The sequence below is a fragment of the Lysinibacillus sp. GJ-1 genome (genome assembly GCF_021166035.1).
GTDB lineage: Bacteria > Bacillota > Bacilli > Bacillales_A > Planococcaceae > Lysinibacillus > Lysinibacillus sphaericus.
Window position 1 is genome coordinate 2,266,428 of the sequence record NZ_CP088912.1, and the last position, 25,184, is coordinate 2,291,611.

Sequence of the window (25,184 nt, forward strand, 5' to 3'; positions counted from 1 at the left end):
ACGCACCCATTATTTAAGATGGTTAAAATATTTTCTAAAGAAACGATGACATTCGTTGAAAAGCTACATCTGCAGCATGAATTGTTTCATCAATATCATGTATTGAATGGGCAGTCGATAAAAAGATGCTTTCATATTGCGATGGGGGTAAAAGGATCCCTTGTTTTAGCATTTCGACATAGAAACGCCGAAACATCTCTGAGTCTATTTTGCGTGCATCATCAAAATTTTGTAAAGGATTATCAGTAAAGGACAACCCAATCATTGTCCCAGCTTTAGTTGTCATCAGCGCTATATTCGATTTACGGGCTACTGTTTTTAATCCTTGAATTAGTCTGTCTGATAGTTCTTCAATATAGTTGTAACTATCAGAGGTTAATTTATTTATTGTAGTATATCCGGCTACCATCGCGATTGGATTACCCGATAAAGTGCCAGCTTGATAAATATTCCCTTCCGGTGCAATTAGATTCATAATCTCTTTTTTGCCACCATATGCGCCAACGGGCATCCCGCCACCGATTATCTTCCCTAAGCAAGTTAAGTCAGGCTGTATGTTATAAAGCCCTTGAGCTGAATGGTAATCAATACGAAAACCCGTCATTACCTCATCAAGAATAAATAGCGCCCCATATTTTGTAGTGAACAAACGTATAGCTTGAAGAAATTCGGGGTCAGCAGGTATGCCAGCCATATTACCAGCAAATGGTTCTACAATCACTGCTGCAATTTCTGAACCAAATGTATCAAATACACTATAAAGTGCTTCAATATCGTTATACGGAACGGATAAAGTGTTTTTTGTGATTTCTAACGGTACACCTGGACAATCTGGAAGGCCTAATGTTGCTATGCCTGAACCAGCTTTTACTAATAGATGGTCACTGTGTCCGTGATAGTTTCCTTCAAATTTAACAATTATGTTTTTGCCTGTAAAACCTCTAGCTAGCCGAATGGCACTCATTGTTGCCTCTGTACCAGAGTTAACCATTCTAATCTTCTCTATGGAGGGAATCCGAGTAGTGATTAATTGTGCTAGCTTATTTTCTTGCAAAGTGGGCAATCCAAAACTTGTCCCCTTTTTTATTGCTTCGAGTAATGCACTCGCAACATCTTTATCTGCATGTCCATGAATTAATGGTCCCCAAGAAAGGATATAATCTATATACCTATTCCCATCAATATCATATATTTCTGACCCGATTCCATGACTAATAAAAATAGGATCGATTCCAACGGATTTAAATGCTCTTACTGGACTGTTTACACCACCAGGCATTAGTTGTTTTGCTATTTCGAATGCTTCTGTCGATTGCTGTGTATTGATTTTAAAAACCACCTTTCATATTAGAGAAAACTATTAGCTATATGCTCATCTAGAGGATCAATTGATTCGTTTTCTATTTAAACATCTCTGTAACAACTGTCCCCTTTTTTCTACAAACAAGACTTCATTATTTTGCTTTTTAAAACTTGTCACGTTACATGTACTTAGTTTTCACATGAAACTATTTTTGTGGTATCCCATTCATATTTTGTGGTTTTTTAAGAAATGGAACATTAATTAATAAATGTGCTGCTAAACCAGCTACAAGCCCCCAAAATGCCCCTCCTACACCAAGTAATGTAACATTTGCGGCAGTTGCCAAAAAAGTAATGAGGGCAATTTCGCGTCCATTTGGATTTGTTAAAGCATTAGCAAGGCTACTACCAATTGTACCGAGCAATGCTAATCCAGCTAATGTGGCAATAAACGTTGCAGGAAGAATTAAAAACAATGCAGCCAATGTTACCCCAAAAATTCCAACAATTATATAAAAAATACCACAGACAATACCTGCAATATAGCGTTTCGTTGAATCTTCATGAGCGTCTTTTCCAGTACAAATTGCGGCTGTAATTGCGGCAATGTTAAACGCATGTGATCCAAATGGTGCTGTTAGGAGCGAACCCAATCCTGTTACAATTAAAATCGGATTCGCACTCGTTTTAAATCCATCATTTCGCAACACTAACATTCCTGGCATATATTGTCCCGTCAAGGTAATAATAAAAAGCGGCAAAGCAACGCCTAATAAGGCATGAAGAGAAAACGCTGGAACAACAAATACTGGAGAAGCAATGACCAATTCGACATTGCTGAAATCTACCTTGCCCATACTTATCAAATAAATCAATCCAATTACTAAGATACCGACAATTGCATAGCGAGATGTAAATCGTCTTAGTAGGATATACGCGGTAAATAGGACAATTACAAGTAAAGGATCAACTTTCGCACCACCAAAGGCCGAAATACCAAACTGCAATAAAATACCTGCTAAAAGCCCTGAAGCGATGCCTGGTGGAATAAGCTGGACAAAACGTTCGAACATTCCAGATAATCCTAAAAAAACAAATGCTACAGCAGATATAATATATGCGCCAATTGCTTCAGGATAAGAAGTGACCGCCAAAGCGGAAACAAGAAATGCCACACCTGGTGTTGACCAAGCTGTAATAATCGGTTCGCGGTATCGATAACTTAACCAAATACCAGTTACTCCCACACCGATGGAAATCGACCATATCCATGAAGCAGTCATTTCAGGACTCAGGCCAGCAACCTTGGCAGCCTGAAACACCAAGATAAAAGTACCTCCATAGTTTACTAACACAGATATAAAAGCAGCTATGGTGGGTGATAGCAAATCACGCAAACGCAGTGAAACGGATGTTGTATTCATACACTTTCCCTACCTTTCATTCCAATAGTGGTCAAACACTTTCTCTCTACTCATAAAAATAGCGTTCATTCTTTAAAACCAAATTTGAAAACTCCAGTGATTCTTACCTGTCAGAATGTCCATTCCATACATCGGGGATTTGCTATTATTTGTGTATCAGACTTTCCAATGCCGTCATTAGGTCTTTTATATGTAATGTTTCAAATAGAGGTAATTGTTCAGTTAGATACTTCATTGCTATGCCCTCTTTTGTTAGTTTTATTAAAATGAACGCTCTTAGCATAACGAATAACGGACTGTAATAAAACATCCAAAAACACCATTTTCACCAGTCCATAAATGTTGATCATTCACTACTTCTTATGATTGTATTTCATGAATAGCACGGCTCGTTTTCGTTAAATCAAAAAGACCACTTACCTATGGGATATAGGAAGTGGCGTTTAAATGGATTATTTAATATAGTGTACGAAACATGTTTTTAACTTTTAAACATTTTCCCTACTTCAATTGGATTTTCTTTCGCGGTCATTTGTTGTGGATCAATCCGATAAACTTGAACTGGACCACCGAAAACGGCTGATCGATATTTGTCCACATGTTGCTCAGATAAAGGACGATTATAATAACCAGGCACATATTTATTTAGCATCTCTTGCAACATATGTGTAGCTTCATCCAAATCTGTGATGGGTTGAGCCTTCCCAAAAACGATAACACTCATATACGCAGTGTCCGTCTTTGCGGGCACTGGATCAGTAATCGTTCCATATTCTTCACATACTGTAAAGCAGACTTCCTGATTTTCATCCATAACTTGATTGCGTCTTCCGCCAGTAGCTCCGTGGAAATACAGCAGCCCATTTGTCCAAACAAAATTAAGTGGAACAACATAAGGCAAATGACCGTCAGCCATTCCCAGATACCCAATTCGAGCTTGCTTCAAAAATATATCAATTTTGTTTTGATCTAATACTTCTCTTACTTTGTAACGTACCTCAACCATTGATATCCCTCCTACTTGTAGTATTATGTAATCTTATCAACGTTTGGATGGAATAAAAACGTCCAAAATTATAGTGATGAAACAATCCAATTTGACGAATATAGAAGGTCATTGCAACAACTATCCATTGGATAAGGGAATAATAAAAGGCAGAAATCGATGTGGATTTCTGCCTTTCCATAAGTTTTTATAGATTTAGTAAAGAAGACATGCCTCTATCTACATCCTAACAAAAAATGAAATATAAGTCTATTTATTTTAGATAGTGCGTGTGATAATGAGGTTGCGCAAATACTTCATAACGTTGTGATGAATAGAAGGGTAAAATGAAACAGAATATATATGATAACAATACGTTCTTTAGAAAATATCAAGAAATACGAGCACGAGAGCATAATTATAACAATTTATTGGAACAACCCAATTTTTTGGCATTACTACCGACACTTAAAAATAAAATCGTATTAGATATCGGATGTGGTGTAGGAGATTTTGCAGTTTATTGTCTTGAGCTCGGTGCAAAATACGTTACAGGAATTGATATTTCTTCCAACATGATTGCGCATGCAAAAAAGCATCATGTTCATGACAATCTATTTTTTGAACAGGTTGCATTTGAAGAGATGACAGTGCCTGCGGAAACCATTGATTTTATAGGAAGTTCTTTAGCTTTTCACTATATTGCAGACTTTCAGTTACTTATAAAAAAGATTAGTACCGCGTTATGTGAAGGTGGAGTGTTGTTATTTTCAATAGAGCATCCGATTGTAAGTGCTAATATGGAAAAAGACAATTGGATAACCACTGCAGAAGGAAACTTACTCTATTTTGCAATAGATAATTATCAATTGGAAGGCTTACGTACGCAACATTGGTTAGTTGACAATGTTGTGAAATATCACCGTACACTATCAACTATTGTAAATACACTTATTGAACATGGCTTACAAATCGAAAAAATGGTGGAGCCAATACCAACTAAAGATGCAGTAAGTAATTTACAAAATTTAAACAGAGAATTTCGGCGACCTTCGTTTTTAATTATAAGAGCCAAAAAACAAATACTCACCAAAATGTAAGTAACTAAAAAATAAAGGATAGATTATCACCTTCTGTACAAACTAATGTCAGGAGGTGATTTTTAATGAACAATCAAAATAAAACTGATGTTAATCAAGTAAAGCAGCAAATTCAACAAGCAGAAGCGAACAAATTACAAGCTTCTGGTTCAGCGAATGCAATGGATGTAGAATTTGGAAATGAAATGGACATAAATCAAATTAAACAACAAATCCAACAAGCAGAAGCAAATAAAAAATTTGCTTCTGGTCGTTTTGCAAACGAAAACAATTCAAAATAATCATCATCTCTTGCCGGCAATCTTTGTTTGCCGGTTTTTCTATTCCCGAACTTGTTATTACTCGGCTACCACCGCTTCTTGCATTAATTCCAGCAATTTTTTCTACCGAAGTCTATTACGAGTAGGCTACAATTTTCTGTCTTTTCTACATACCTAAATGAGTCAATTCTTTTAAATGTTCGTATTTTAGTGCACACCCCATCTGTCCAGCCGCTGAACAAAGCGCATTTCTTAGTTTGAAAGACGAACTTTAATGAATGTTTATATAAAAATAGTTCGATATTTCTTTTTTTAGAAAGCTCAAAGTTGCTCCTCTGTAAGAAATACATGCACAATAAAAAGAGAGTCCCCCCTTGGAACAAATTAAGTAAATTGACTACTTATTTTAAATGGAGGAATCTCTCTTCATTAAAGTTAACCTTAATCAAATACCTTCCATACTTTCTTCTATAGCCATTTCTTCAACAGTTGAGTGCTTTTTCTTTTTCATACCATTTGCTATTAAGATACAAAACATACTTAGTATAAATAAACCTAAAAATATGAACCATGCTACTTTGTAACTTTGTGTAAGATCATAGATAAGACCGGAAACGATAACACCAAGTGAACTCGTTGCTACGAAGAATATTTGGACAACACCGAAAATAGCTCCAAAATCTTTTTTGCCGAATAAATCATCTGTCATAAATGGAGAGCCAATTGTCGCAATAACAATACTGAAACCGTAAGCGATAGCAAATACGAACGCAAAACTCTTCGCGTTTGCCAGCAGCAGTGACACCATCGCGATCGTCATACAACTGCCTACAAAAAGAATGCCTCCGGTTGTTCTAAACTTATCAAAAATAGCACCAAGAATAAGCTTGCCAACGGTATTGGATAAAGATAAAAGCCCGAAAATTGTTCCTGCAAATAGCGCTGGATTACTAATATCTATTAAATAAGCGGGTATATGCATTTGTACGCCACCTGCAACAAGTGCAAAGCAGATGACACCGAAAATAAATAACCAAAATATACCCGATCTCTTTGCCTGTGCTAACGTGACACCGGATTGTTCCGTATTTGCCTGTGCGATTTCTACACGATAGGCCCCAAGCGCAATCGTCCCTTTTTCAGCAGGACTTTTCTTTGTGAAAAATAAGATTAATGGCAGTGAGATTACTATAATTAGCACCCCAGCAATAATATAAGTTGTTCTCCAGCCATAATTTGAAATGAGCATAGTTAAAATCGGGCTAAGTGCAGCTGTTCCAATGCCTGAACCTGCAAATGCTAATCCCATAGCTAGCCCTTTTTTCTCATAAAACCAATTCGTTAGCATGATGGAAATAGGAATATTCGAAAATCCAGCAACACATATCCCGATACAAAAGGCAATGACGGCAAAATAAACGGCCGATTGTGCGAGAGAATATAACATAAAGCCGCACCCTGCAAGAATTACGCAGACAGACATGATTAACTTCATATTGCCATTTGCAAGTAGCTTGCCCATAAAGGGAGAAGCGATGGCGACACCTAGACCTCCTACTGATAGAACAATCGAAAACGTTGTCCTCGTTAAGCCTAATTCTGTTGTTACGGGCACAAGAAATAAACTGTGTAGAGAATTGACAATCGAAAATGCCGAAAACATAATCAAGAAGCTCGTTAAAACAATATACCAGCCATAAAATAGCCCATTATTCCGTTGTGGCATACTCGTCCCCATTTCATTTTTCTTGTTCTACGGATTATATTTTCTTGTCTATTTTTGTGTTGGCTTCCTATTAGCCAATTTGGATATAGCACGTTTTTTCACGTGTAAATTCGCGTACAGAGTCTGTCCCAAAACCGCTCGCTTTTTGACCGCCAAATGGTAATTCTGTGCCAACGATTCGATACGTATTGACCCAAACATTGCATGATTCGATTGCGCGAATCATGCGATGTGCACGATTTAAATCGGATGTCCAAATACCAGCTCCTAATCCGTATTCTGTATCATTTGCAATCGCCAGTGCTTCTTCTTCCGTATCAAATGGGATTACCACGGCAACGGGTCCGAAAATTTCTTCTTGGCATACTTGTAAATTATTACCTTCTAATTTGATTAAGGTCGGTTCAATCCAATAGCCTTCAGCCAATGTATCTTGACCTGGTAATAAGTTAGCACCGCCGAAGCGTCCACCAATCAGGATTTCTCCGCCTTCTTGTTGCCCAAGCTCAATATACGAACAAACTTTTTTATATTGCATCTCATTGGCAACGGGTCCCATAGGTGTTTGGATGTTTAAAGTATCCCCCAACTGAATATGCGTAGCAATTTCCTCTTTCATCAAAGCAATCATTTGATTTAAAACAGAACGTTGAATTAAAATACGAGAACCGCCAACGCACAGTTGCCCTGCATTACCAGTAAAAATCCCATTGACCGTGACACCATTGGCAGCTTTCGCTAAATCTGCATCCTCGAAAACAATATTAGGTGACTTCCCACCCAATTCTAATACCATCGACTTAGGGTTTTGTGCAGTGGACTGCGCAATTGCCTGCGCCGTTCTTCCTGATCCTGTTAAACTCACTTTGTTCACGTTTGGATGTTTTACAAGCGCATCGCCTACTTCCGCACCTGTACCCGAAATAACATTTAAGATGCCTGGTGGTAAGATACTTTGAAGAATTTCACCGTAGCGAAGCGGGGCTGCTGCCAACTCTGATGGTTTAATAATAACCGTGTTTCCACCTGCAAGGGCAGCCGCTGCTTTCACTGTAAATGTCCATAAAGCTGAATTCCAAGGAATAATGCCCACGACAACGCCAAAAGGTTCCCGTGTTGTAAACCCTATTGTATTAGGCCCAAGTTGCACGGTTTCACCTTTACTCCCTACATGGATAGCAGCCGCGGCCGCATCATACCACATATTTGCAAGTACCGGAATAAGTCCGTACTTCGTTTCCCGTATTACCCAGCCATTATCTATTGTTTCTAGTTCAGCCAATTCATCTCCATATTGGGCTATGGCATCACCAATACGTCGTAAATAACCCGCTCTTTCACTAGCAGGAAGAGCTGACCAATCTGACAGGGCTGTTCGTGCGGCATGCACTGTCGCGTCTACATCTTCAACCGTGCTACAAGGAATGGTTGCCCAAACCTTGCCTGTTGCTGGATTATAGCTATCCATTTTATGACCTGAAGATGATGGAATGACTTTCCCATTAATGACATTTTGATAGTCTTTCAAAGTATGCATTGTTTTCAATGTTTTTCCCACCCTTTCAAATACAAGATGACTTACTTTCTATTAGGAAAACGATGCCGTTGCCAACGGTTAAGACGCAAGAAAATTGGTTTGATGCTACCAACCTAATGCCACTGCTGTCTGCTCATAATATTGCTGTGTAGTGCCAAGATAATTTTCATAGAAACGCGCTCTTTTCACATAAAGATGACAATCAATTTCTTCTGTAAAGCCGATGCCACCATGAATTTGAATGCTTTGAGATGCAACTTTTATAAATGCTTCCGTTGCAAATAAGCGAGCACTTGAAACCGCTTCAACTTTATCTTCCGCATCACTTTCAATCGCCCAGTTTGCATAATAAGCTAATGAACGAGCTGTTTCTAAATCCATTTTCATATCGACTAAACGATGTTTAATCGCTTGAAATCTGCCGATTGGTTGATTAAACTGCTCACGAATCGTGGCATATTCAACTGCCGTTTCTACAATTTTTTCTACACTGCCAACAATTGAAGAGCAAAGCGCTGCATTAAACGATAATAAAGCTTCTTGCAACGCGTCCCACCCTTGATGAACAGTGCCCACAATTTGCTGACTTGATACTTGCACATTATGAAACGTCACTTCTGCAAGCAAACGTGTTTCATCCATATTTTTTTGACCTTGCACTTGCAAAGACGCTGCATCACAATCAACAATTACAAGTGATATTCCTTGCTTGTCTTGCCCTTCTGCCGTTCGCACGACAACAAGTAAGCTATTTGCTAGCTCTACATCAGGCACTAACGCTTTCACCCCATTCAACGTAAGAACGTCTCCTTCTAATGTGCCATGTACTTGCACATTAGAAGGCTTGTAGTTACCGCCAGGCTCCAACCATGCCACCGTAAATGTATGGTTGCCACTCGCGATCGCTGATAAATATTTCGCTTTTTGCTGCGCTGTACCGAATTGCTCCAATAATGGTACAACTAAAGCGTTCGTTTCTAAAAATAACCCTGGTAGCAATGCGCGACCCATCTCTTCTAGAATAGGCACTAAATCTAACTGACCTAGCCCCATACCGCCATGCGCTTCAGATACATTGACACTCGTACAGCCAAGCTCAGCTAAGCCAGCATACAGCTTCTGAAATGAGCTAGTGTTGCCTTCGGTAAACTCACGTGCCACTTTTGTTTGACCGACATCATCTAAATATTTGCGTACATAACTTCGAAACATTTCTTGTTCTTGATTTAACGAAAAATCCATATCAGCCACCCCCGCTATTTTATCGACCCATATCCTTTGGTAAACCTAGTATTCTCTCAGCAATGGTATTCTTTTGTATTTCACTTGTGCCCCCACCAATCGTCTGACCAAAAGAGTATAAATAATTGTCCTGCCAATAGGAGCAATCAATCAATGCATGTTCTTTCCATAAGATGCCATGGTGACCTTGCATCGAAATGGCTTGAGCAAACAGTTCTTTCGTCAATTCACTTACAAGCAGCTTATCCATCGAGCTTTCTGCACCAGGATGACCATTTTTTAATTGCTTCGTTAAATTACGATAATAATTTAACAGGGAACCCCGAGAACGAGTATACAGATCCACCATTGTTTTTCGAATAAATGGATTTTTGATCAGTGGTTCATTATCATCACTTACGTCCTTCGCTAATGTAACTAAATCATGAAATTGTTGTTCTAACGTAAATACTTGACCACCAATTCCCGTTCTTTCATGCATCAAGAGTGCAATGATAACGTTCCAGCCTTCATCTACTTGACCGATAATTTCGGCATCGTAAGCGACAGCATCATTTAAATACACTTCATTAAAATCTTTTTGACCATCCATTGAAACAATTGGTCGCGTTTCTACTCCTGGCTGATGCATATCTAACAAAAACACCGTAATACCTTTATGTTTTTTCTCCAATCGGCTCGTTCTTGTAATTAAAAAGCAACGATCTGCCACATGACCGAAACTCGTCCATACCTTTTGTCCATTAATAATCCAACGATCCCCATCTTTTACTGCAGTCGTTTGAATAGCGGCTACATCTGAACCTGCATTTGGCTCTGAATAACCTTGGCACCAAACTTCTTCCCCCGTAATAATCTTTTCAATGTATTTATCTTTTTGTGCTTGTGAACCGATTTGCATTAAAGTCGGTGCAACCATATGGAGTCCCACATAATTAATTAACGGTGGCGCTTTCACCCGTACCATTTCTTGTTGATAAATAATTTCTTCCATCAACGTTGCATTGCGGCCACCGTATTGTTTAGGCCATGCAATCGCTGCCCAACCACCTGCATATAGTTTCTTTTGCCAATCTCGTAAAAATAACTCGTATGCTTTCGATTCTTTATCAAGTTGCACGTCTCCTTGCAACCATCCATCAGGTAAGTTCGCTTCCAACCACGTTCTTAACTCTTGGCGAAATTGTTCTTCCTTTTCCGTAAATGAAAAATCCATCGAATCATCCCTTTCTATGAATATTTAAGATTTACTTAAGCCTGTATCCATTGAGGAAGCGCACGATCTTCCGTAATATCTTGCCATATCATTTTCACAGGCATGCCGATTTTTATTTCCTCTGGTGGACACTCCAGCACATTGCCGATAATCTTTACCTCTTGTAAATGGTCTAACTGTACGACCACAATAATCGTCGGCAACTCGTCTTGAAAGCCCGGTAAGAAAGGTCTATAGGACACCACATAGGAATAAATAGTTCCTGTAATATGACAACCTTGACTTTCCCAGTTCAGTTCTGTGGACCCGCATTTTGCACAAGCCGGACCTGGCGGGTGGTTATAGGCATGGCATGTTTGACATTTTTGTAGCATTAACTCATGGCGATCCGCCGCATCCCAATATGGTTGATTATCTTGTGTTTTCAGTGGAATTGGTTTTTGATACATGACTTTCCCTCCTAATTTCTTAAAATCATTGCACCTGCAATATCAGAGCCAGACCAACCCGTACAAATACCGATTTCACAATTTTTCACCTGTCGATCTGTTCCTTGATAGTCATGACGAATTTGACGAACAATTTCCAGCACATTGTTCATACCATGTGTATAGCCTTCTGAAAGCATGCCACCTGCTGTATTCGTTGGTAGCTTTCCTCCCATTTTTAGGTTGCCACTCGCAACGAAATCACCTACTTCGCCACGTGCTGCAAAGCCATATGCTTCTAACTGCCGTAATACAACCCAACTAAAGCAATCATAAATTGAAGCGACCTGAATATCTTGTGGTGTCACCCCCGCTTTTTTATAAAGAGAAGGCGCTACAAAGTCAGATGCCACTTCATCTAAATTCGTCCAATAATGCGCATGTGATACCGTGCGTCTCGCTTCAATGCCCATAATATAGACAGGCTTTGACTTGCAATCCTTTGCTTTTTCAGCGGATGTGACGATAATCGCATTGGCTTCATCTGATTCTAGGCAAAAATCATGCTTAGAGAATGGGTAGCTTAAAGGTGGTGTCTTTAAATACTCTTCCATCGTAAGTGGTTTACCATAGAAAAAGGCTTTCGGATTCCGTTGTGCGTGCTCATAAAAACTGACACAAACATGTCCTAAATGCTCATGTGTCAGTCCAGTTTGTTGCATATGACGCGTTGCAAATAAACCGAACCATTGCCCTGGTCCACCAGCTCCATACGGAATAAAAAAGCTTCCGCCATCCATCGCACCTTGTAGCATATTGACATCCCAGCCACCTCCGCCCATTCGAACGCCAGAACGGCCATTCATTGAACGGTAAATAAGTACGGTATTGACCTGACCTGTTTCGATTAAGCCAATGGCATCCGCAATTAACATCTCTGTACTACTGCCGCCGCCCATAATATCTTTTACATATTTTGGTCGTACTCCTAAATAGGTTGCTAGTTGATGTGATGTACAAGAATCATTTTCCGAGTAGCTCATAAAACCATCAATTTCTCGCGCTTCTAAACCTGCATCTTTTAATGCAGTTCGGGCAGCATCTAATGCTAAATGTAAAGGTGTTGTACCCGAATTTTTTGAACGTTCACTTTCGCCTACCCCCACAATGGCATAGCGATCTTTAATAGTAGCCATATTGCTAACCTCCTTGTTTCCTATAGTTCAATCAGTTGTAATGTCGCTTCACCAAACCCTACAATTTTCCCTGGTGCTTTCTCCGCATACAAATCCAAATCAACGAATTGTTTTGCTTGTTCTTGGTAAATTTTTTTGACGATAGCCAAGCAGGTAATTTCATCACCAGGTCTCGTCATCGCACCAAAACGCATTTTAAAATTCGTAAGCGTAGCAGATGTACCAGCAAGTTCCATAACGTATTGACCTAGAAAGCCCATGACAAGCATTCCATGTGCAATTACGCCAGGCATTCCAATACTTTGAGCAAATGCATCATCCGTATGTAAAGGATTAAAATCCCCTGATGCACCCGCATACTTGACAAGCTGAACTTTCGTAACAGCAGGCTTCACCAGTGGTGCCAGCTTTTGCCCTTGTTGTAATTCTTTCAATTGAAGCATGATTTTTCCCCCTTAGTTATCGAGTGAAAGCTGAACGAAGAGCGTAAATCTTCGTTCAACAGTATCGTTACGCTTTAGCACTGGCTAATGCGCGATAAATGATATTGGTGCGACTAATTACGACAAGCTCCCCGTTTTCATCTTTCATTTCTGTATCCATTACTAAAAACTGCATTGTTCCATTTTTGCCTTCTTTCTCATAGACATTTGTTACCTTCATCTGACAATGCAAACGATCCCCAGAGCGAATTGGACGTTGATAAATAAACTCTTGTTCACCATGTAGCATGCGACTGTAATCCAATGGCAAGTTAATGCCTTGTCCACTGTCAGCACCTATCGCAACTGGAAAGCTCGGCGGGGCAATAATACCACCGTAACTGGTTGATTTAGCAAAGGCTTCATCCACATATAATGGATTTGGATCGCCGATTGCTTGTGCAAACTGTCGAATATGCCTTTTCTCTACTTCAAAAACATAGTGGGGTCCTGTTAAGCCAATTAAACGTTGATCTAGTTCCATCTATTTACCTCCCGACTACTGACTTTTCTATTACATCTTTATTGATGACAATCATCGCGTCTGCCGCCTTTACACCGTCTTCGTAAACAATTAAAGGATTGATGTCTAATTCTTCTATCACCGCTTCATTTTCCGTAACAAGCTGCGATACCTTGAGTAAGACATCAATAATGGCTTCGATATCACTCTGTGCTTTGCCACGTGCTCCTTTTAAAAGCGCTTTCCCTTTTACTTCTTCTATCATTTCAACGGCATCAGCTCTCGTTAGTGGTGCGACCCTAAATGAAATATCTTTAAAGACTTCAACAAAAATACCGCCTAATCCAAACATAACGACAGGACCGAAATTCGGATCTTTTGTCGCGCCAATAATCACCTCTGTTCCTTCTGGTAGCATTTCTTGTACGGCAATACCATTGATTTGCGCATCGGCTTTATAGGTTTTCGCATTGTGATAAATTTCAGTAAACGCTTTCATTACTTCGTTCGCTGATTGCACATTAAGACGAATAGCATCGGCTTCAGTTTTATGAGGGATATCTGCTGAATCGACTTTTAAGACAACAGGATATCCAATAGCATTGGCAAATTGAACCGCTTCCTCTGCCGTAGTAGCCACCGTACGTTTCGTTGTGGGAATGCCATAGACATCGAGTATGTCCGTAGCTTGTGCTTCGCTTAGTGTTGTTCCACGAATATGTGAAATGTCTATTCGCTTGATTGTCGTGTCCTCTTGTTGGCGCGTTTTTTGCTGATGCTTTCGATAACTTTCGCTATATTCCACAAGCTTCGCTAAACCTTTAATTGGATTTAAATCACCTGGTATAACGGGAATGCCATTTTTCTCAAGCGTCTCTTTCCCTTTAGGAACAGACATACCGTCCAATGGGAATGTTGTAATAAAAACGAATTTATCGGAGTTTTTACATAGCTCAATAAACTCCTGAAGGTATGGATTATCCGCCTCCCAGTACAATGGAAATTCCGTTAAAATAATATTATGCACTTCTGGATCAGCAATGAGTGCTCGTAATGGCGCTATATACAGCTCGGGATTGGTTACTGAAGCGGCTGCCGTTAAGTCGATTGGATTGCTGGCACTTCCGAAAGAAGGAATGTGCTTTTTAATCTCATTCTTCGTCTTTTCACTTAGTGGTAGAATGTTTAAGCCTAAACCTTCACAGCGATCTGCTTCGTTAATGCCCCGTCCACCAGAACTAGTAATTAACACCGTATTTTTTCCTTGTGGTAGTCGATTGGATAAAAATAATTTTGAAAAAGTAATAATATCTTCATAATCATCGACTCTGACAATGCCACTTTGTCTAAAAAATGCATCATAAATTAAATCTGAACCAGCTAAAGAGCCTGTATGTGAAGCGGCTGCTCTACTGCCAGCTGTACTTCTGCCCGTTTTCATTAACGCGATTGGCTTTTTGCGATTCAGCGCTTCTTTTGCTAAACGTCGAAGCTTCTTAATATCTTTGGCCCCTTCTAGGTAGCCTGTAATCACTTTTGTCTTGGGATCATGAATCATATATTCCACTACATCCGAAAATTCTGTTTCCATTTCGTTGCCGACACTTGCAAAATAATTAAAGCTTAGCCCTTTTTGTGCAGCGGCCATATATGTTAAAACGCCAAATGCTCCACTTTGCGAAACGTAGCCTACTGCTTTTTCTTCATGCAATGGCACTGCCAAAATCGCTGGTGAAAATGTGCCAATCATACCATTCGTTGTGTTCACTAGCCCTACACAGTTCGGGCCAATAATACGAATGCCATGTTCTTTCGCAATGGTCGCTAAATCTTGTTGTAACATGACACCTTCTTCACCAATTTCAGCGAAACCAGATGCGAAAATAATGGCAGCTTTCACCTTCTTTTTGGCACATACTTGGAGATTATCCTGAATTTGCTCTGCCCCTACACAAAATATAGCTAAATCTACTTCATCGGGTACAGCTGTGATCGAAGGGTAGCATGGCAGACCTTCTATTTCACTAGCTTTCGGATTAATTGGATAAATGTCTCCTTTAAATCCACCATCGATTAGCGCTTTCAATTGAATGTAGCCAATTTTATATGGATTGGTAGAGGCGCCTAGTACTGCCACAGACTTTGGATTAAACAAAGGTTCTAACGTTTCATAAGCCTTTAATTCTTTCTTCATTATTTCACCTCGGTTTCAAATAATAGAAAACACTTGATTATGTTGTCCATTGTATCGAACACGTTTTAGAGACAATGAAAAAAAGAAGCTGTAAAATAATTTAATTATTAGGGAGTGAAAAAAAGAAAAATAAGTAAATAGCATAGGCAAGGCAAGGGGTAAAATATTTTTATTTTCTTTAATGCACACATTAACCACGACTTCTACACACGATGACCTCGACTTAAGGGTAGGATAACGGTAAAAATGGCAATAGGAGCTAACTATAAATGAAGATTAGAAGCGGATATAGGTGGGAATAAAAAAAGCGACCTATATACCGTATTCAAACGATAGATAGGTCGCTTTATGCTAATACAATATTCTTTTAATGAAATTTTTGAAGCCATCGCTTTATGTTGTTTTGAATTTTGACAGAAGGGGTTTTGATGCCTCGCTCGATATTACTTATATATGAAGATGAAATTTCAAGTTCTTCAGAAACTTGTAAAAGCGATAGATTAAATTGTTTGCGTATGGCTCGCAATTGATTGCCGATAGTAGCCTCCTTGTCTTTATGTTGTACGCTATTTTGGATATAACTTATAGAATGTGTTGTATTTTTTGTCTTTTCAATGGACCGGTATTGTTCTTTTATAAGTTCAGGTGGTTCAACAAGAATCGTAGCATCTAACCATAAGCGCACCCATCCTTTATGATTGGCGATGGATTCATCCCATTTATGATAATGCCATGCAGCAAGAACGCCATCTTCGAGTAATTGGTCTAGCGCTTTTTCTAAGCGATCTCTCGTGCGAGAAGGTGTACGTTCATTGATATTTTCTCCAATTGCTTCTAGCAACGTTCGGATTTTATTTGGTTGTAAGAAATCGCCCTTTCTTGCTTGCGTTCGCCAACGCCAACTCAAATAGCGTGCCAATCTTTTTTCCCATTTTTGACTGTAGGGGTTATAATGCAACGTTTGAATCGGTAACAAGGCAATTTGTCTTCCAGAGCCATAAAGATACTTTGTAAAAATTTTATCGACTGTGACCGTAAATGTTTTTTGATTGTCTATACGAGCAATATTATATTCATTTCGGTTTTCATCGACAAAAAGAAATGTTCGTCCTTGTAGTTGTGTTTGAACAGGCTTGCCTTTTTCATAAATCGTTGCTTTATTTAATTCGAGCCATAAGCTCTGAATTTTTGTAAGCGATTGCAAAACTTTGTCTTTTTGTTGTTGCTCATACCCACCTCTTCGCCCTTCGCCTCCTAATTTCGGCTTTAAACCACGAATCCTCAATAAATCATTAAAGTGGATTTCAATAATATCTTCAACATACCTTGCTTTAGATAGAAAGATACTACATAAGGCATCAAACATATCAACGTCTAAATCCGTTAAGCTTTGTGCTAGATTTTGGGCTTGTTCAATCTCTGTATGTGTGTCGATAGAGCCGTCATTATATTGAAACGGGCGTAATTGGATTAAGCCTTCTACATGTCCTTTGACTAATGGTGTAGTCGGCCAAGGTGTAGTGTCGATGGATTGAAAACTATTTTTATATAATGCTTCTCGGACATACTGATACGGTGCATTATTCATGACATGGAGGTGCTGTTCTACCCCTAATGAAAAAATTAAATTTTTACTATGTGGTAAGGTATCCTCGTTACTCGAGTTTGCGATTTGAAGCATGGAAGCAATTTCTTGAGCGTTTAAATCCGTGAGCTTCATTAATGCAATAATAGTATGAAACCATTGCGCCATATAATGATTGACGATATTTGTATATTTTGAAATAAACGATGCATTAGATGCTAGATTTTTCGTTATTTGCTGAAAAAATACGTGATTTAATTCCTGACTGCTCAACTGATGCACCTTTTCAGAGCCTAACGTACTTTCTAGTTCTTCCAGTACCCACTCTGTTAAGTAGACTTGAAACCATGAGCAAAACTCTTCCCACGCATTATCTTCACCTAGAAATGTGTTCGCCTTAATCATTTGCTCCATTCGATGAATATATCTCTCGTAATGAAGTCCGTTATTATGCATTGACGTCCGCTTCTGCGTTTCATTTAGTTGGTCCTCATATTTTTGCAGTAAAAACGAAACGATGTTTTTGGCAATTTCAGTGATAACACGATTTCTAGAAGAAATTCGTAAGTTCATAAATAGCTGTTCACTCTCTTTATAGGTACGATCCCAAATAACAAACGAGTTGGACATCACATTTTTTGTCAACGTAATCTCTTTCGTCGCTTGATCATTACACGCTATTTTTTGTTGTTCGTAGATACAAAGTACATAATAGTTATCAATTTTATTGACCAACTTTCGATTCATTGTAGTCCGATTAATCTCATTTCGTAGCATTTCCAATTGGTTAAAGGCAACATTGTCGTAATCATTTTTATTTATCATGAATACCTCCTTGAAAAAATGCGAACCCAGATGACTTATAACTTGTACTATATGTGTATAATGGTCATTTTAACACCTATTAACAGAATATTCTATATTTATATTTTGGATAGTGTTAAAGTAACTATGTATCTATTAAAAACGAAAAGACCTCTTTAAAAATAAAGAGGTCTTCGGGTGTAGGCAAAATGGCTCGAAAAATCCGATGCCGTTTCGAATTGATAGGAGTGGAGGGTTGTGGCTAATGATATGTCCGCAAAAGCGCCCATTTAAATACTTTTTACATCTGTTATCCAACTAAAATACAAATTTACGTGATTAAACTGTATTGGACCAACAATCGTATTTTGCTTCGGGGATATATGAAACAGCTCAACAAATGCTACGAAATCTTCAAACCATGCGGCAGTATTGCTAAAAGAATGGACTAGTATTAGGGCATTATGAGCATTTACTCGGTTTGCTTCTATTAAAGCGGATGCTGCTCGATGTAATAACTGATACCTTATCTTTTTTACCGACGCTTCTTCTAAAGCAAATAATTGGAGTAGATAAGCTAATCTTTTCCTTTTTCCTTCACTTGGGTTATCTCCTAACCAGCTATCAACAGTTTTTCCAAAAGGTTCTGCTACCTTCCCTTCTATCATCATCGGGATAAGTTCATTATGCGCTTTTGCGAGTATATAAAGGTCCGTTTGTGAACTTGCATTTCCTCCAGGTAAAGCTACCTTGTATTCAGGAAACCCAAATAATACTTCAATATTGTGAAATAAAGTAATGTTACTATTTTTAAATACATTGTCCACGGTGTATGGCAAATTATTCGCATTTTCCCAACTAACAGCTAATTCAAAAGCAGAGCATCCTTTTTTCCATTGCTTTAGAGGATCTGCAAGGTATTCTTTCCACGACAGTATGCCTTTTGACGGTACAAAAAATTTGCCCATTAGCTCACCTCATTATTATTTTTATAATTCATTTCATATTTTGCTATAGCAAAAAGAGTCTTCATTTTTTGATATGAAGGCTCTTTTTTAAGTCACTATTTTTGGGTAAATTTCCAATAATATAATGCAGCTGTTTCTTTATACAGTTTCGCACCGGACTTTTCTAATACTCTATGGGATGCGATATTGTCTTTTTCCGTATCCGCAATAACACACTTCACATTGGGTTGATTTAACAACCAATTTTTCATTGTTTCAAGTGCTTCTGTCATATAGCCGTTTCCTTGATATTCAGGTAAAGTGTAATACCCAATTATGACTTCTCCATTGTTGTTTGGAAGTCCTTTTACCATAATCCCTCCAACACTACAATTTTGACTATGCGAGACGATGAACCAATTGGTATACCAAATATAATTATCCTTATCACGTAGTAACTTAGAAAGTCGAATTTCCATAGCTTGTTGAAGTTCCATACTTAGAGAACTACTTGATTCAATGAAAGAAAATTGTAGGTCTAACTTCTTTGGATTCTCAATAAGTAGTTTTAGATTATCTGCACTTAGCGGTAGTATTCTTAATCTTGCTGTTTTTAATTCAATCATCATGATTCTCCTATTATCATTTTTGACATCTTTATTAGACAAAAATTTAAAAATAGGTATATATTATTGGCAGCTACTCCCATTTCATTATTGTTTAGATTTAATGCAAGCAATCTTCGCTGATAACAGCTTGCTGTTTGCACGCCTATCGTTCTTTTAGCAAGAGCAAAGGCAAATTGATTAAGTGTTTAAGCAATTTCCCTGAATGCAACTTGTTAGAACCAAATTATACCATGAATTTCTTGCAGCCACAATTCATACAATAATATTATTATGTAAACTATATTTAAGAAAATAAATCTAGCCCCATTTAGGAGTTAGATTTACTTGTTGGCGATTGATTTAAGATGATTGTGGTAAAATCTTTCACCGATAGTGGTTTGCTAAAGTAATAGCCTTGTACGAAATCACAGCCATGCTCTCGCAGTACATTTAATTCAGCCTCTTCTTCGACTCCTTCTGCTACTACTTGGAGATTTAATGCATGAGCCAAGGAAATCATTGCGGAAATCATTGCAATCCCTGTTTTCTCTGGTAAAATATCACGAACAAACGCGCGATCGATTTTTAACACATCTACTGGGAATTTTTTTAAATAATTTAAGGATGAATAGCCTGTTCCGAAATCGTCTAACGCAATAGTAATCCCTAATGCTCTTAACTGTTCAATAGTATTAATTAAATCTTCCGTATAGTCTAGCATACTCATCTCTGTAATTTCGATTTCTAATAAATGCGGATCGATTTTTGTAGCTGCAATGACATCACGTACCATTTCAACAAAACCAGGTGTGCTAATATGAATGGGTGATATATTGACAGCAACGCTTAAATTTGAATGAAATGTTTTGTTCCATGCACATACTTGTGCACAAGCTTTATGTAATACCCAAACACCAATATCATTGATAAGTCCACATTCTTCAGCAAACGGAATAAAACGATCTGGTGGCATTTGTCCTAATTCAGGATCGTACCAACGCAGTAAAGCTTCCATCCCAACAACTCGATCTGTTTTTAAATCAATTTTTGGCTGGTAATGTAGTTCTAGTATATCTTTTTTTAATGCTTGGTGTAGTTTGGTTTCAAGTAGTAACCACTTATCATTTGCCTCATCCATATTATGTCTATAAAGTCGATATTGATTGCCTCGAGTTGATTTTGCAGCATACATCGCTATATCAGCATTTTTTAATAAATCTTCTATTGTATTGGCATGATCCGGAAAAACACTAATACCAATGCTTATACTTGCATAAAATTCGTAAGCGTCTACGATGAAGCTATCATCGAAAACCCCAATTATTTCTTTTGCCATTTCTTCAATTCGTGAAACATCATTTAATATCATAACGAATTCATCACTATTGTGGCGATAGAAAGAGTTAGATGTGTAGTCTACATTACGAATACGATTTGCCATTTCCACAAGGAACATATCACCGATGATGTGGCCAAGTCCATCATTTATGTTTTTAAAACGATTCACATCAATGAAAAATAACGCAAACTTCTCACCTGTACGTCGAGATTGATGGAATTCATTTTCTAAACGTTGTTCTAACTTACGACGGTTTGGTAACCCTGTTAATTCATCATGATAAGCAATATGGGTAATTTTCTTAATATCCTTTTGTGCAGTAATATCTACTCGAATGGCAATATATTGATAAGGTTTGTTATTATCATCGAGGAAAGGAATGATTGTTGTTTTCACCCAGTATAAGCTACCATCTTTGGCGCGATTGCACACCTCACCATTCCACATATCTCCTTTACCAATTGATTTCCACATTTCTCTAAAAAAGATTTAGGATGGAAACCTGAGTTTAGTAAACGGTGATCTTGTCCAATTAATTCTTCACGCTTATATTTCGAGATTTTACAAAAATGATCATTAACAAATGTTATTTTTCCGGTCCGATCTGTAATAGCAACAATGATCGAACTATTCATTGCTGAAAAATATCTTGTAATTCTTTCAGGCTGTAGTTAACTTGATTAATACTACCAGGCGTGATATTCATCATTTTTCATTCTCCGTTCATTAAAATAAGAGGGTTTAGTACTTTTTCTTTACATAATAGTGAGGTATAAAGTTGTGGTAGCTGGCCCTTTTTTATGTAATTATATTATAGTCTTAGAAAAGCAGTTAATTCAACCCAAATATAAAATCTACAATTATCTAATTTTATAGATTTCAATAAATTAGACAAAAAAGAATGACTTTAAACGCACTTCATTCGACAATTTACCAATCTCAATAATTACATTTGTCCTACTATTAAAACTATCGTTATACTATTTACCTTTAAAACAATAAAATAGATTCTTATAAAAAATTAAAAAAGCCTTACTGTCACAGCTGGCAGCAAGGCATTTTTACATGTTAAGACACTTCATATTCAATTTGACCTCCCACAATTTTTGCTTGTTCATTGTAAGCATCTAGTTGTTCTTGTGATAAGTTTAATATATAGTAGTGAAAGTTTATTGGTTCTAATCCATGTTGATCACAAATCTGTCTGTAAAATTCATAGCCTTGTCGATAGTCCGTCATGCCAATAACTTCCTTTCGTGTGCTGCTTCATTGTAGCACGCTAATTGCTCCTGAGATAACTTATTCATATAATAATAAAAATTAATAGGCTCTAAATTAAACTGCTCGCATTTTTTACAATATAACTCATAACCTTCTCTATAATGTGCCATCCATTTTCCTCTTCTCTTTGTACTATAACAGTTGTTTATTTGTATAAATAATATATAACAGATATCAACTCAAGTCAATAATATTTCTGAAATTTCTTTCATATTAATCAAAGCCCAGTCCATGTATTTAGTATGGCTGGGCTTTTCATAAACTATTCACTTTGGCGTCCGTTATAACCACATCCTTTGTAGCGATTATTTTAAATTCCAAGTTGTTTTGCTTGCATATTATAAGCTGAAAGTTGTTGCTGTGATAATTGGATAATGTAATAACGGAATGAAATTGGCTCTAGCCCATAACGTTCACACATTTCACAATAAAACTCATAACCATCTCGATACTTTGACATATACAATTCCTCCTGCACAAACTGTTTTATAACAGTTGTTTTTATTTTTATTTAATATATAACAGATTATGTTGTTCGTCAAGTAAATATTCATAACGAATTGTAAAATAAAAAACCCGACTTCTGCGTAATCAACGTCAGAACTCGGGTTTCGATACAATTTTATAGTATATTTTTTAGTAAACGAAAAATTTGTCTCGGAATCCATAGAATGATATTCCAAATAATTTCTATAAACGCACAATTTCTTAGTTCTTTCAAATTGTTTTTCATAATCTGCTTTAGTTTTCTTTTCTTCATCGTAACTCCTAGTCCAAGTTAAATGACAATTCCTTTCATTTCATGTATTTGTTCAATGTGTCGTTGTTCATGCAAATACACTTGCTCAATCCATTGATTGAGTGGCAATGGTCCGAAGGCTGGGTGATTCACAGCTTTTTTAGCAAGTAAGGATGGCTCTTCTAGTTGAAGCAAAAATGTCGTTAGTTTCGCTCTTGTTTCATATAATAATGTCACCATTTGCTGGACAGCAAATGCTTCCTCTGCCGGTTCCACAATTTTTGGTGCTGCGAGCTTCTTTGTTCTATCTTTCATTAGTTTAACATTGATCGGTTCAGGTTTGGTATTTTCTTGAGAGGCTAACCCCCATGAAATGTCCTTCATTGTTGAAGTTTCTACTAGCACTAAATGATGACATATTTGAGCAATGCTCCAACTGTTTGCATCAGGTTTTTGATTAAATTGTGCATCGTTTAATACTTCTATTTCCTTTAATAGTTGTTCTCTCGTAGTACTTAATTGTTCAAGATATGTTGAAATCATATATTTTCCCCCTTCAGTTTTGACCCTACTCTGTATATATGCATCTTACTTGTTCGTATGCTTTTACGCTAGTTATTAATCAACAATATTAAAAGGATTATTCTCCAAAACATGTTGCAATTGCTCATCTTCAATATGGGTATAGATTTGGGTTGTAGCGACACTGGAGTGTCCTAGTATATGCTGTAAGCTACGAATATCTGCCCCGGCTTTATACATCATTGTCGCCGATGTATGACGCAATTTATGTGGTGTAAGTCTGTCCTTTTGTAGACCCGATTGTTTATTGATTTGCTTAACAATTTTAGCGACGGTTTGTCGTGTAAAACGTGTTCCTTTTTGCGAAACAAAAAGAGGCTCTTCCCCTTCCCCTTTGTATGGTGTTTTCCCACTCTGTTCATAATTATTTAGCGCTTGCATGCAACTATCATTTAAGTAAACCGTACGCTCTTTATTTCCTTTTCCGATTACGGTCAAATAACGACCTTGTAAGGATGAAGTATTCAGTTGGCACAGTTCAGATACGCGAATACCAAGATTTAAGAAAAACATCATCATGCAATAATTCCGTGGTGATGCGCGATGCAGTTGAATACCCTCAATAAACTGGGTCGCCTCATCCATATTCATGTATATCGGTTTTCTGCGTCCAATCTTTGGTGTTTCCAACTCCTCCGCTGGATTTTCTTCTATAAGGCGTCTTTTTCCTTTAATGTATTTGAAAAATGATTTTAAGGTAGCGACTTTTCGGGCTCTTGCGGAAGCAGAATTTTTACGTTGTACTTCACAATACTCCATAAATAAATAGAGATCTTCCAAAGTGATGTCACGGATTTCTTCTATTGTAATAGTAGCAATATCGACTTCGTTTAATTGCGCGATATCTATATCATTTTGCATAGCTAAATGAAAACGAAAGAATAAAGTGAGATCGTATTCATATTCTTTTCGAGTGCGTTGGGACTTTCCTTTGATTGTTGTTAAGTACACTAAGAAGTCTTTCATTATTTTAGGTTGTGGATTCTTTTGCATAAAATCACCTCTATTTTCTCTATTTTACCATAAAAAACGTTCCCAAATATAAATTTGGGAACGTTATTGATAAAAAAATGCCCTTTTCCCCTTTCTTGAACATATGTTCTTATTTTTAGTAATTAAAAAAGATGATTTTCTACGTATGAAAAATCATCTTTTTTTGAAATTTTTTTTGCAAGGTCTATTTATTTATGCATAAACGCGTCTCAAAATGAATATTAAACTCTAGTATACTACTATACGCTGAGACGAATCGAAAAATGATTCCATGGGTAATGATACGAGTCGATTCGTCTCACAATGCGCGTGGGATTTTTTGGTTATTTGTAGTTAATTAGCGAAAATGCTATATGTGCCATCCATTTGTTGTGTAATTTTCCAGTTCGTCGATAACATGCTAAGAAGCTTCGAGATTATGGCTTCGTCGCACACCAAATTCTTAATACCTGTTTCTGCCAATTGAAAGTCCTTCGTTTCTTCTAATTGAAAGCGAAGATATAGTAAACGCTGAATGCCAGGTAATGTTACATATTTTATTCGATAATTACCATGCAGCGCGTCTAAAAATTGTTGCTCCCCTTCTTGATAAAGAGCCAGTGTTTCTTGAAATTCATAATTGGGTTCCTTTGTACGCCATGACGATACTTCCCCAGTTCGCAATGTCTGTAAGATTTCCTCGTCAGATATACCTAGTTTCGATAGCTTGTCTAACTCGTAAGCTTGCAATAAGTTAATGTTTATCATTTTT

General features: G+C 37.5%; 25 protein-coding genes. 2 read left to right on the plus strand and 23 right to left on the minus strand.

Features of this window, described 5'->3' with window-relative positions; all coding sequences use genetic code 11:
* Positions 1 to 34 precede the first annotated feature (34 nt).
* The 3 genes from hemL to LO754_RS10795 form a co-directional block, all read right to left on the minus strand.
* A complete protein-coding gene (hemL, locus tag LO754_RS10785) occupies positions 35 to 1,327 on the minus strand; it encodes a glutamate-1-semialdehyde 2,1-aminomutase (protein ID WP_229389813.1) in 1,293 nt (430 codons plus the stop codon).
* A 181-nt stretch (positions 1,328 to 1,508) separates the two neighbouring features.
* Positions 1,509 to 2,726, minus strand: a complete 1,218-nt coding sequence (locus LO754_RS10790) for a benzoate/H(+) symporter BenE family transporter (RefSeq protein WP_231786230.1) — start codon at positions 2,724 to 2,726, stop codon at positions 1,509 to 1,511.
* A 481-nt stretch (positions 2,727 to 3,207) separates the two neighbouring features.
* A complete protein-coding gene (locus LO754_RS10795) occupies positions 3,208 to 3,732 on the minus strand; it encodes a pyridoxamine 5'-phosphate oxidase family protein (RefSeq protein WP_038509643.1) in 525 nt (174 codons plus the stop codon).
* A 326-nt stretch (positions 3,733 to 4,058) separates the two neighbouring features.
* Here LO754_RS10795 and LO754_RS10800 point away from each other — a divergent pair, with 326 nt between their 5' ends.
* Both LO754_RS10800 and LO754_RS10805 read left to right on the plus strand, forming a co-directional pair.
* Positions 4,059 to 4,811 carry a class I SAM-dependent methyltransferase gene (locus LO754_RS10800; protein ID WP_231786231.1) on the plus strand — a complete coding sequence of 251 codons (753 nt, stop codon included), beginning with the start codon at positions 4,059 to 4,061 and terminating at the stop codon, positions 4,809 to 4,811.
* A gap of 65 nt (positions 4,812 to 4,876) precedes the next feature.
* On the plus strand, positions 4,877 to 5,092 hold the full coding sequence (locus LO754_RS10805) for a gamma-type small acid-soluble spore protein (RefSeq protein ID WP_024361713.1): 216 nt from the start codon (positions 4,877 to 4,879) through the stop codon (positions 5,090 to 5,092).
* 424 nt (positions 5,093 to 5,516) lie between these two features.
* Here LO754_RS10805 and LO754_RS10810 read toward each other — a convergent pair whose 3' ends face one another.
* The 20 genes from LO754_RS10810 to LO754_RS10905 form a co-directional block, all read right to left on the minus strand.
* Positions 5,517 to 6,797 (minus strand): MFS transporter, encoded by a 1,281-nt coding sequence (locus tag LO754_RS10810; protein ID WP_231786232.1) that lies wholly within the window; start codon positions 6,795 to 6,797, stop codon positions 5,517 to 5,519.
* 70 nt (positions 6,798 to 6,867) lie between these two features.
* Positions 6,868 to 8,334, minus strand: a complete 1,467-nt coding sequence (locus tag LO754_RS10815; RefSeq protein ID WP_231786313.1) for an aldehyde dehydrogenase family protein — start codon at positions 8,332 to 8,334, stop codon at positions 6,868 to 6,870.
* Positions 8,335 to 8,439: 105 nt separating this feature from the next.
* Positions 8,440 to 9,576 (minus strand): acyl-CoA dehydrogenase family protein, encoded by a 1,137-nt coding sequence (locus LO754_RS10820; RefSeq protein WP_108030339.1) that lies wholly within the window; start codon positions 9,574 to 9,576, stop codon positions 8,440 to 8,442.
* A 19-nt stretch (positions 9,577 to 9,595) separates the two neighbouring features.
* Positions 9,596 to 10,792 (minus strand): acyl-CoA dehydrogenase family protein, encoded by a 1,197-nt coding sequence (locus tag LO754_RS10825; protein ID WP_231786233.1) that lies wholly within the window; start codon positions 10,790 to 10,792, stop codon positions 9,596 to 9,598.
* Between the two features lie 35 nt (positions 10,793 to 10,827).
* Positions 10,828 to 11,241 (minus strand): Zn-ribbon domain-containing OB-fold protein, encoded by a 414-nt coding sequence (locus tag LO754_RS10830; protein ID WP_108030337.1) that lies wholly within the window; start codon positions 11,239 to 11,241, stop codon positions 10,828 to 10,830.
* Positions 11,242 to 11,252: 11 nt separating this feature from the next.
* Positions 11,253 to 12,416: a thiolase C-terminal domain-containing protein gene (locus LO754_RS10835; protein ID WP_231786234.1), complete on the minus strand. Its 1,164-nt coding sequence runs from the start codon at positions 12,414 to 12,416 to the stop codon at positions 11,253 to 11,255.
* Between the two features lie 20 nt (positions 12,417 to 12,436).
* Positions 12,437 to 12,859, minus strand: coding sequence for a MaoC/PaaZ C-terminal domain-containing protein (locus LO754_RS10840; protein WP_024361706.1), 423 nt, complete (start codon positions 12,857 to 12,859; stop codon positions 12,437 to 12,439).
* Between the two features lie 67 nt (positions 12,860 to 12,926).
* Positions 12,927 to 13,382, minus strand: a complete 456-nt coding sequence (locus tag LO754_RS10845; RefSeq protein WP_024361705.1) for a MaoC family dehydratase N-terminal domain-containing protein — start codon at positions 13,380 to 13,382, stop codon at positions 12,927 to 12,929.
* Positions 13,383 to 13,386: 4 nt separating this feature from the next.
* Positions 13,387 to 15,555: an acetate--CoA ligase family protein gene (locus LO754_RS10850; protein WP_231786235.1), complete on the minus strand. Its 2,169-nt coding sequence runs from the start codon at positions 15,553 to 15,555 to the stop codon at positions 13,387 to 13,389.
* A gap of 367 nt (positions 15,556 to 15,922) precedes the next feature.
* A complete protein-coding gene (locus tag LO754_RS10855; protein WP_231786236.1) occupies positions 15,923 to 17,965 on the minus strand; it encodes a helix-turn-helix domain-containing protein in 2,043 nt (680 codons plus the stop codon).
* Between the two features lie 269 nt (positions 17,966 to 18,234).
* Positions 18,235 to 18,912: a DUF6946 family protein gene (locus tag LO754_RS10860; RefSeq protein ID WP_231786237.1), complete on the minus strand. Its 678-nt coding sequence runs from the start codon at positions 18,910 to 18,912 to the stop codon at positions 18,235 to 18,237.
* A 95-nt stretch (positions 18,913 to 19,007) separates the two neighbouring features.
* Positions 19,008 to 19,520 (minus strand): GNAT family N-acetyltransferase, encoded by a 513-nt coding sequence (locus LO754_RS10865; RefSeq protein ID WP_231786238.1) that lies wholly within the window; start codon positions 19,518 to 19,520, stop codon positions 19,008 to 19,010.
* A gap of 307 nt (positions 19,521 to 19,827) precedes the next feature.
* On the minus strand, positions 19,828 to 21,285 hold the full coding sequence (locus LO754_RS10870; protein WP_231786239.1) for a GGDEF domain-containing protein: 1,458 nt from the start codon (positions 21,283 to 21,285) through the stop codon (positions 19,828 to 19,830).
* Complete coding sequence (locus LO754_RS10875; protein ID WP_231786240.1) at positions 21,231 to 21,473, minus strand: PAS domain-containing protein; 243 nt, start codon at positions 21,471 to 21,473, stop codon at positions 21,231 to 21,233. The genes LO754_RS10870 and LO754_RS10875 overlap by 55 nt, the downstream gene beginning before the upstream one ends.
* 433 nt (positions 21,474 to 21,906) lie before the next feature.
* The gene (locus LO754_RS10880; RefSeq protein ID WP_024361699.1) at positions 21,907 to 22,077 is read right to left on the minus strand and encodes a hypothetical protein; all 171 of its coding nucleotides are present in this window, start codon (positions 22,075 to 22,077) and stop codon (positions 21,907 to 21,909) included.
* A complete protein-coding gene (locus LO754_RS10885; protein ID WP_024361698.1) occupies positions 22,074 to 22,229 on the minus strand; it encodes a hypothetical protein in 156 nt (51 codons plus the stop codon). The genes LO754_RS10880 and LO754_RS10885 overlap by 4 nt, the downstream gene beginning before the upstream one ends.
* A gap of 200 nt (positions 22,230 to 22,429) precedes the next feature.
* Entirely contained in the window at positions 22,430 to 22,579 is a 150-nt protein-coding gene (locus LO754_RS10890) for a hypothetical protein (protein ID WP_024361697.1), read from the minus strand.
* A gap of 318 nt (positions 22,580 to 22,897) precedes the next feature.
* A complete protein-coding gene (locus LO754_RS10895; RefSeq protein WP_231786241.1) occupies positions 22,898 to 23,401 on the minus strand; it encodes a DinB family protein in 504 nt (167 codons plus the stop codon).
* Between the two features lie 75 nt (positions 23,402 to 23,476).
* Entirely contained in the window at positions 23,477 to 24,433 is a 957-nt protein-coding gene (locus tag LO754_RS10900; protein ID WP_024361695.1) for a tyrosine recombinase XerC, read from the minus strand.
* A gap of 333 nt (positions 24,434 to 24,766) precedes the next feature.
* On the minus strand, positions 24,767 to 25,180 hold the full coding sequence (locus tag LO754_RS10905) for a hypothetical protein (RefSeq protein WP_231786242.1): 414 nt from the start codon (positions 25,178 to 25,180) through the stop codon (positions 24,767 to 24,769).
* Between the last annotated feature and the right edge of the window lie 4 nt (positions 25,181 to 25,184).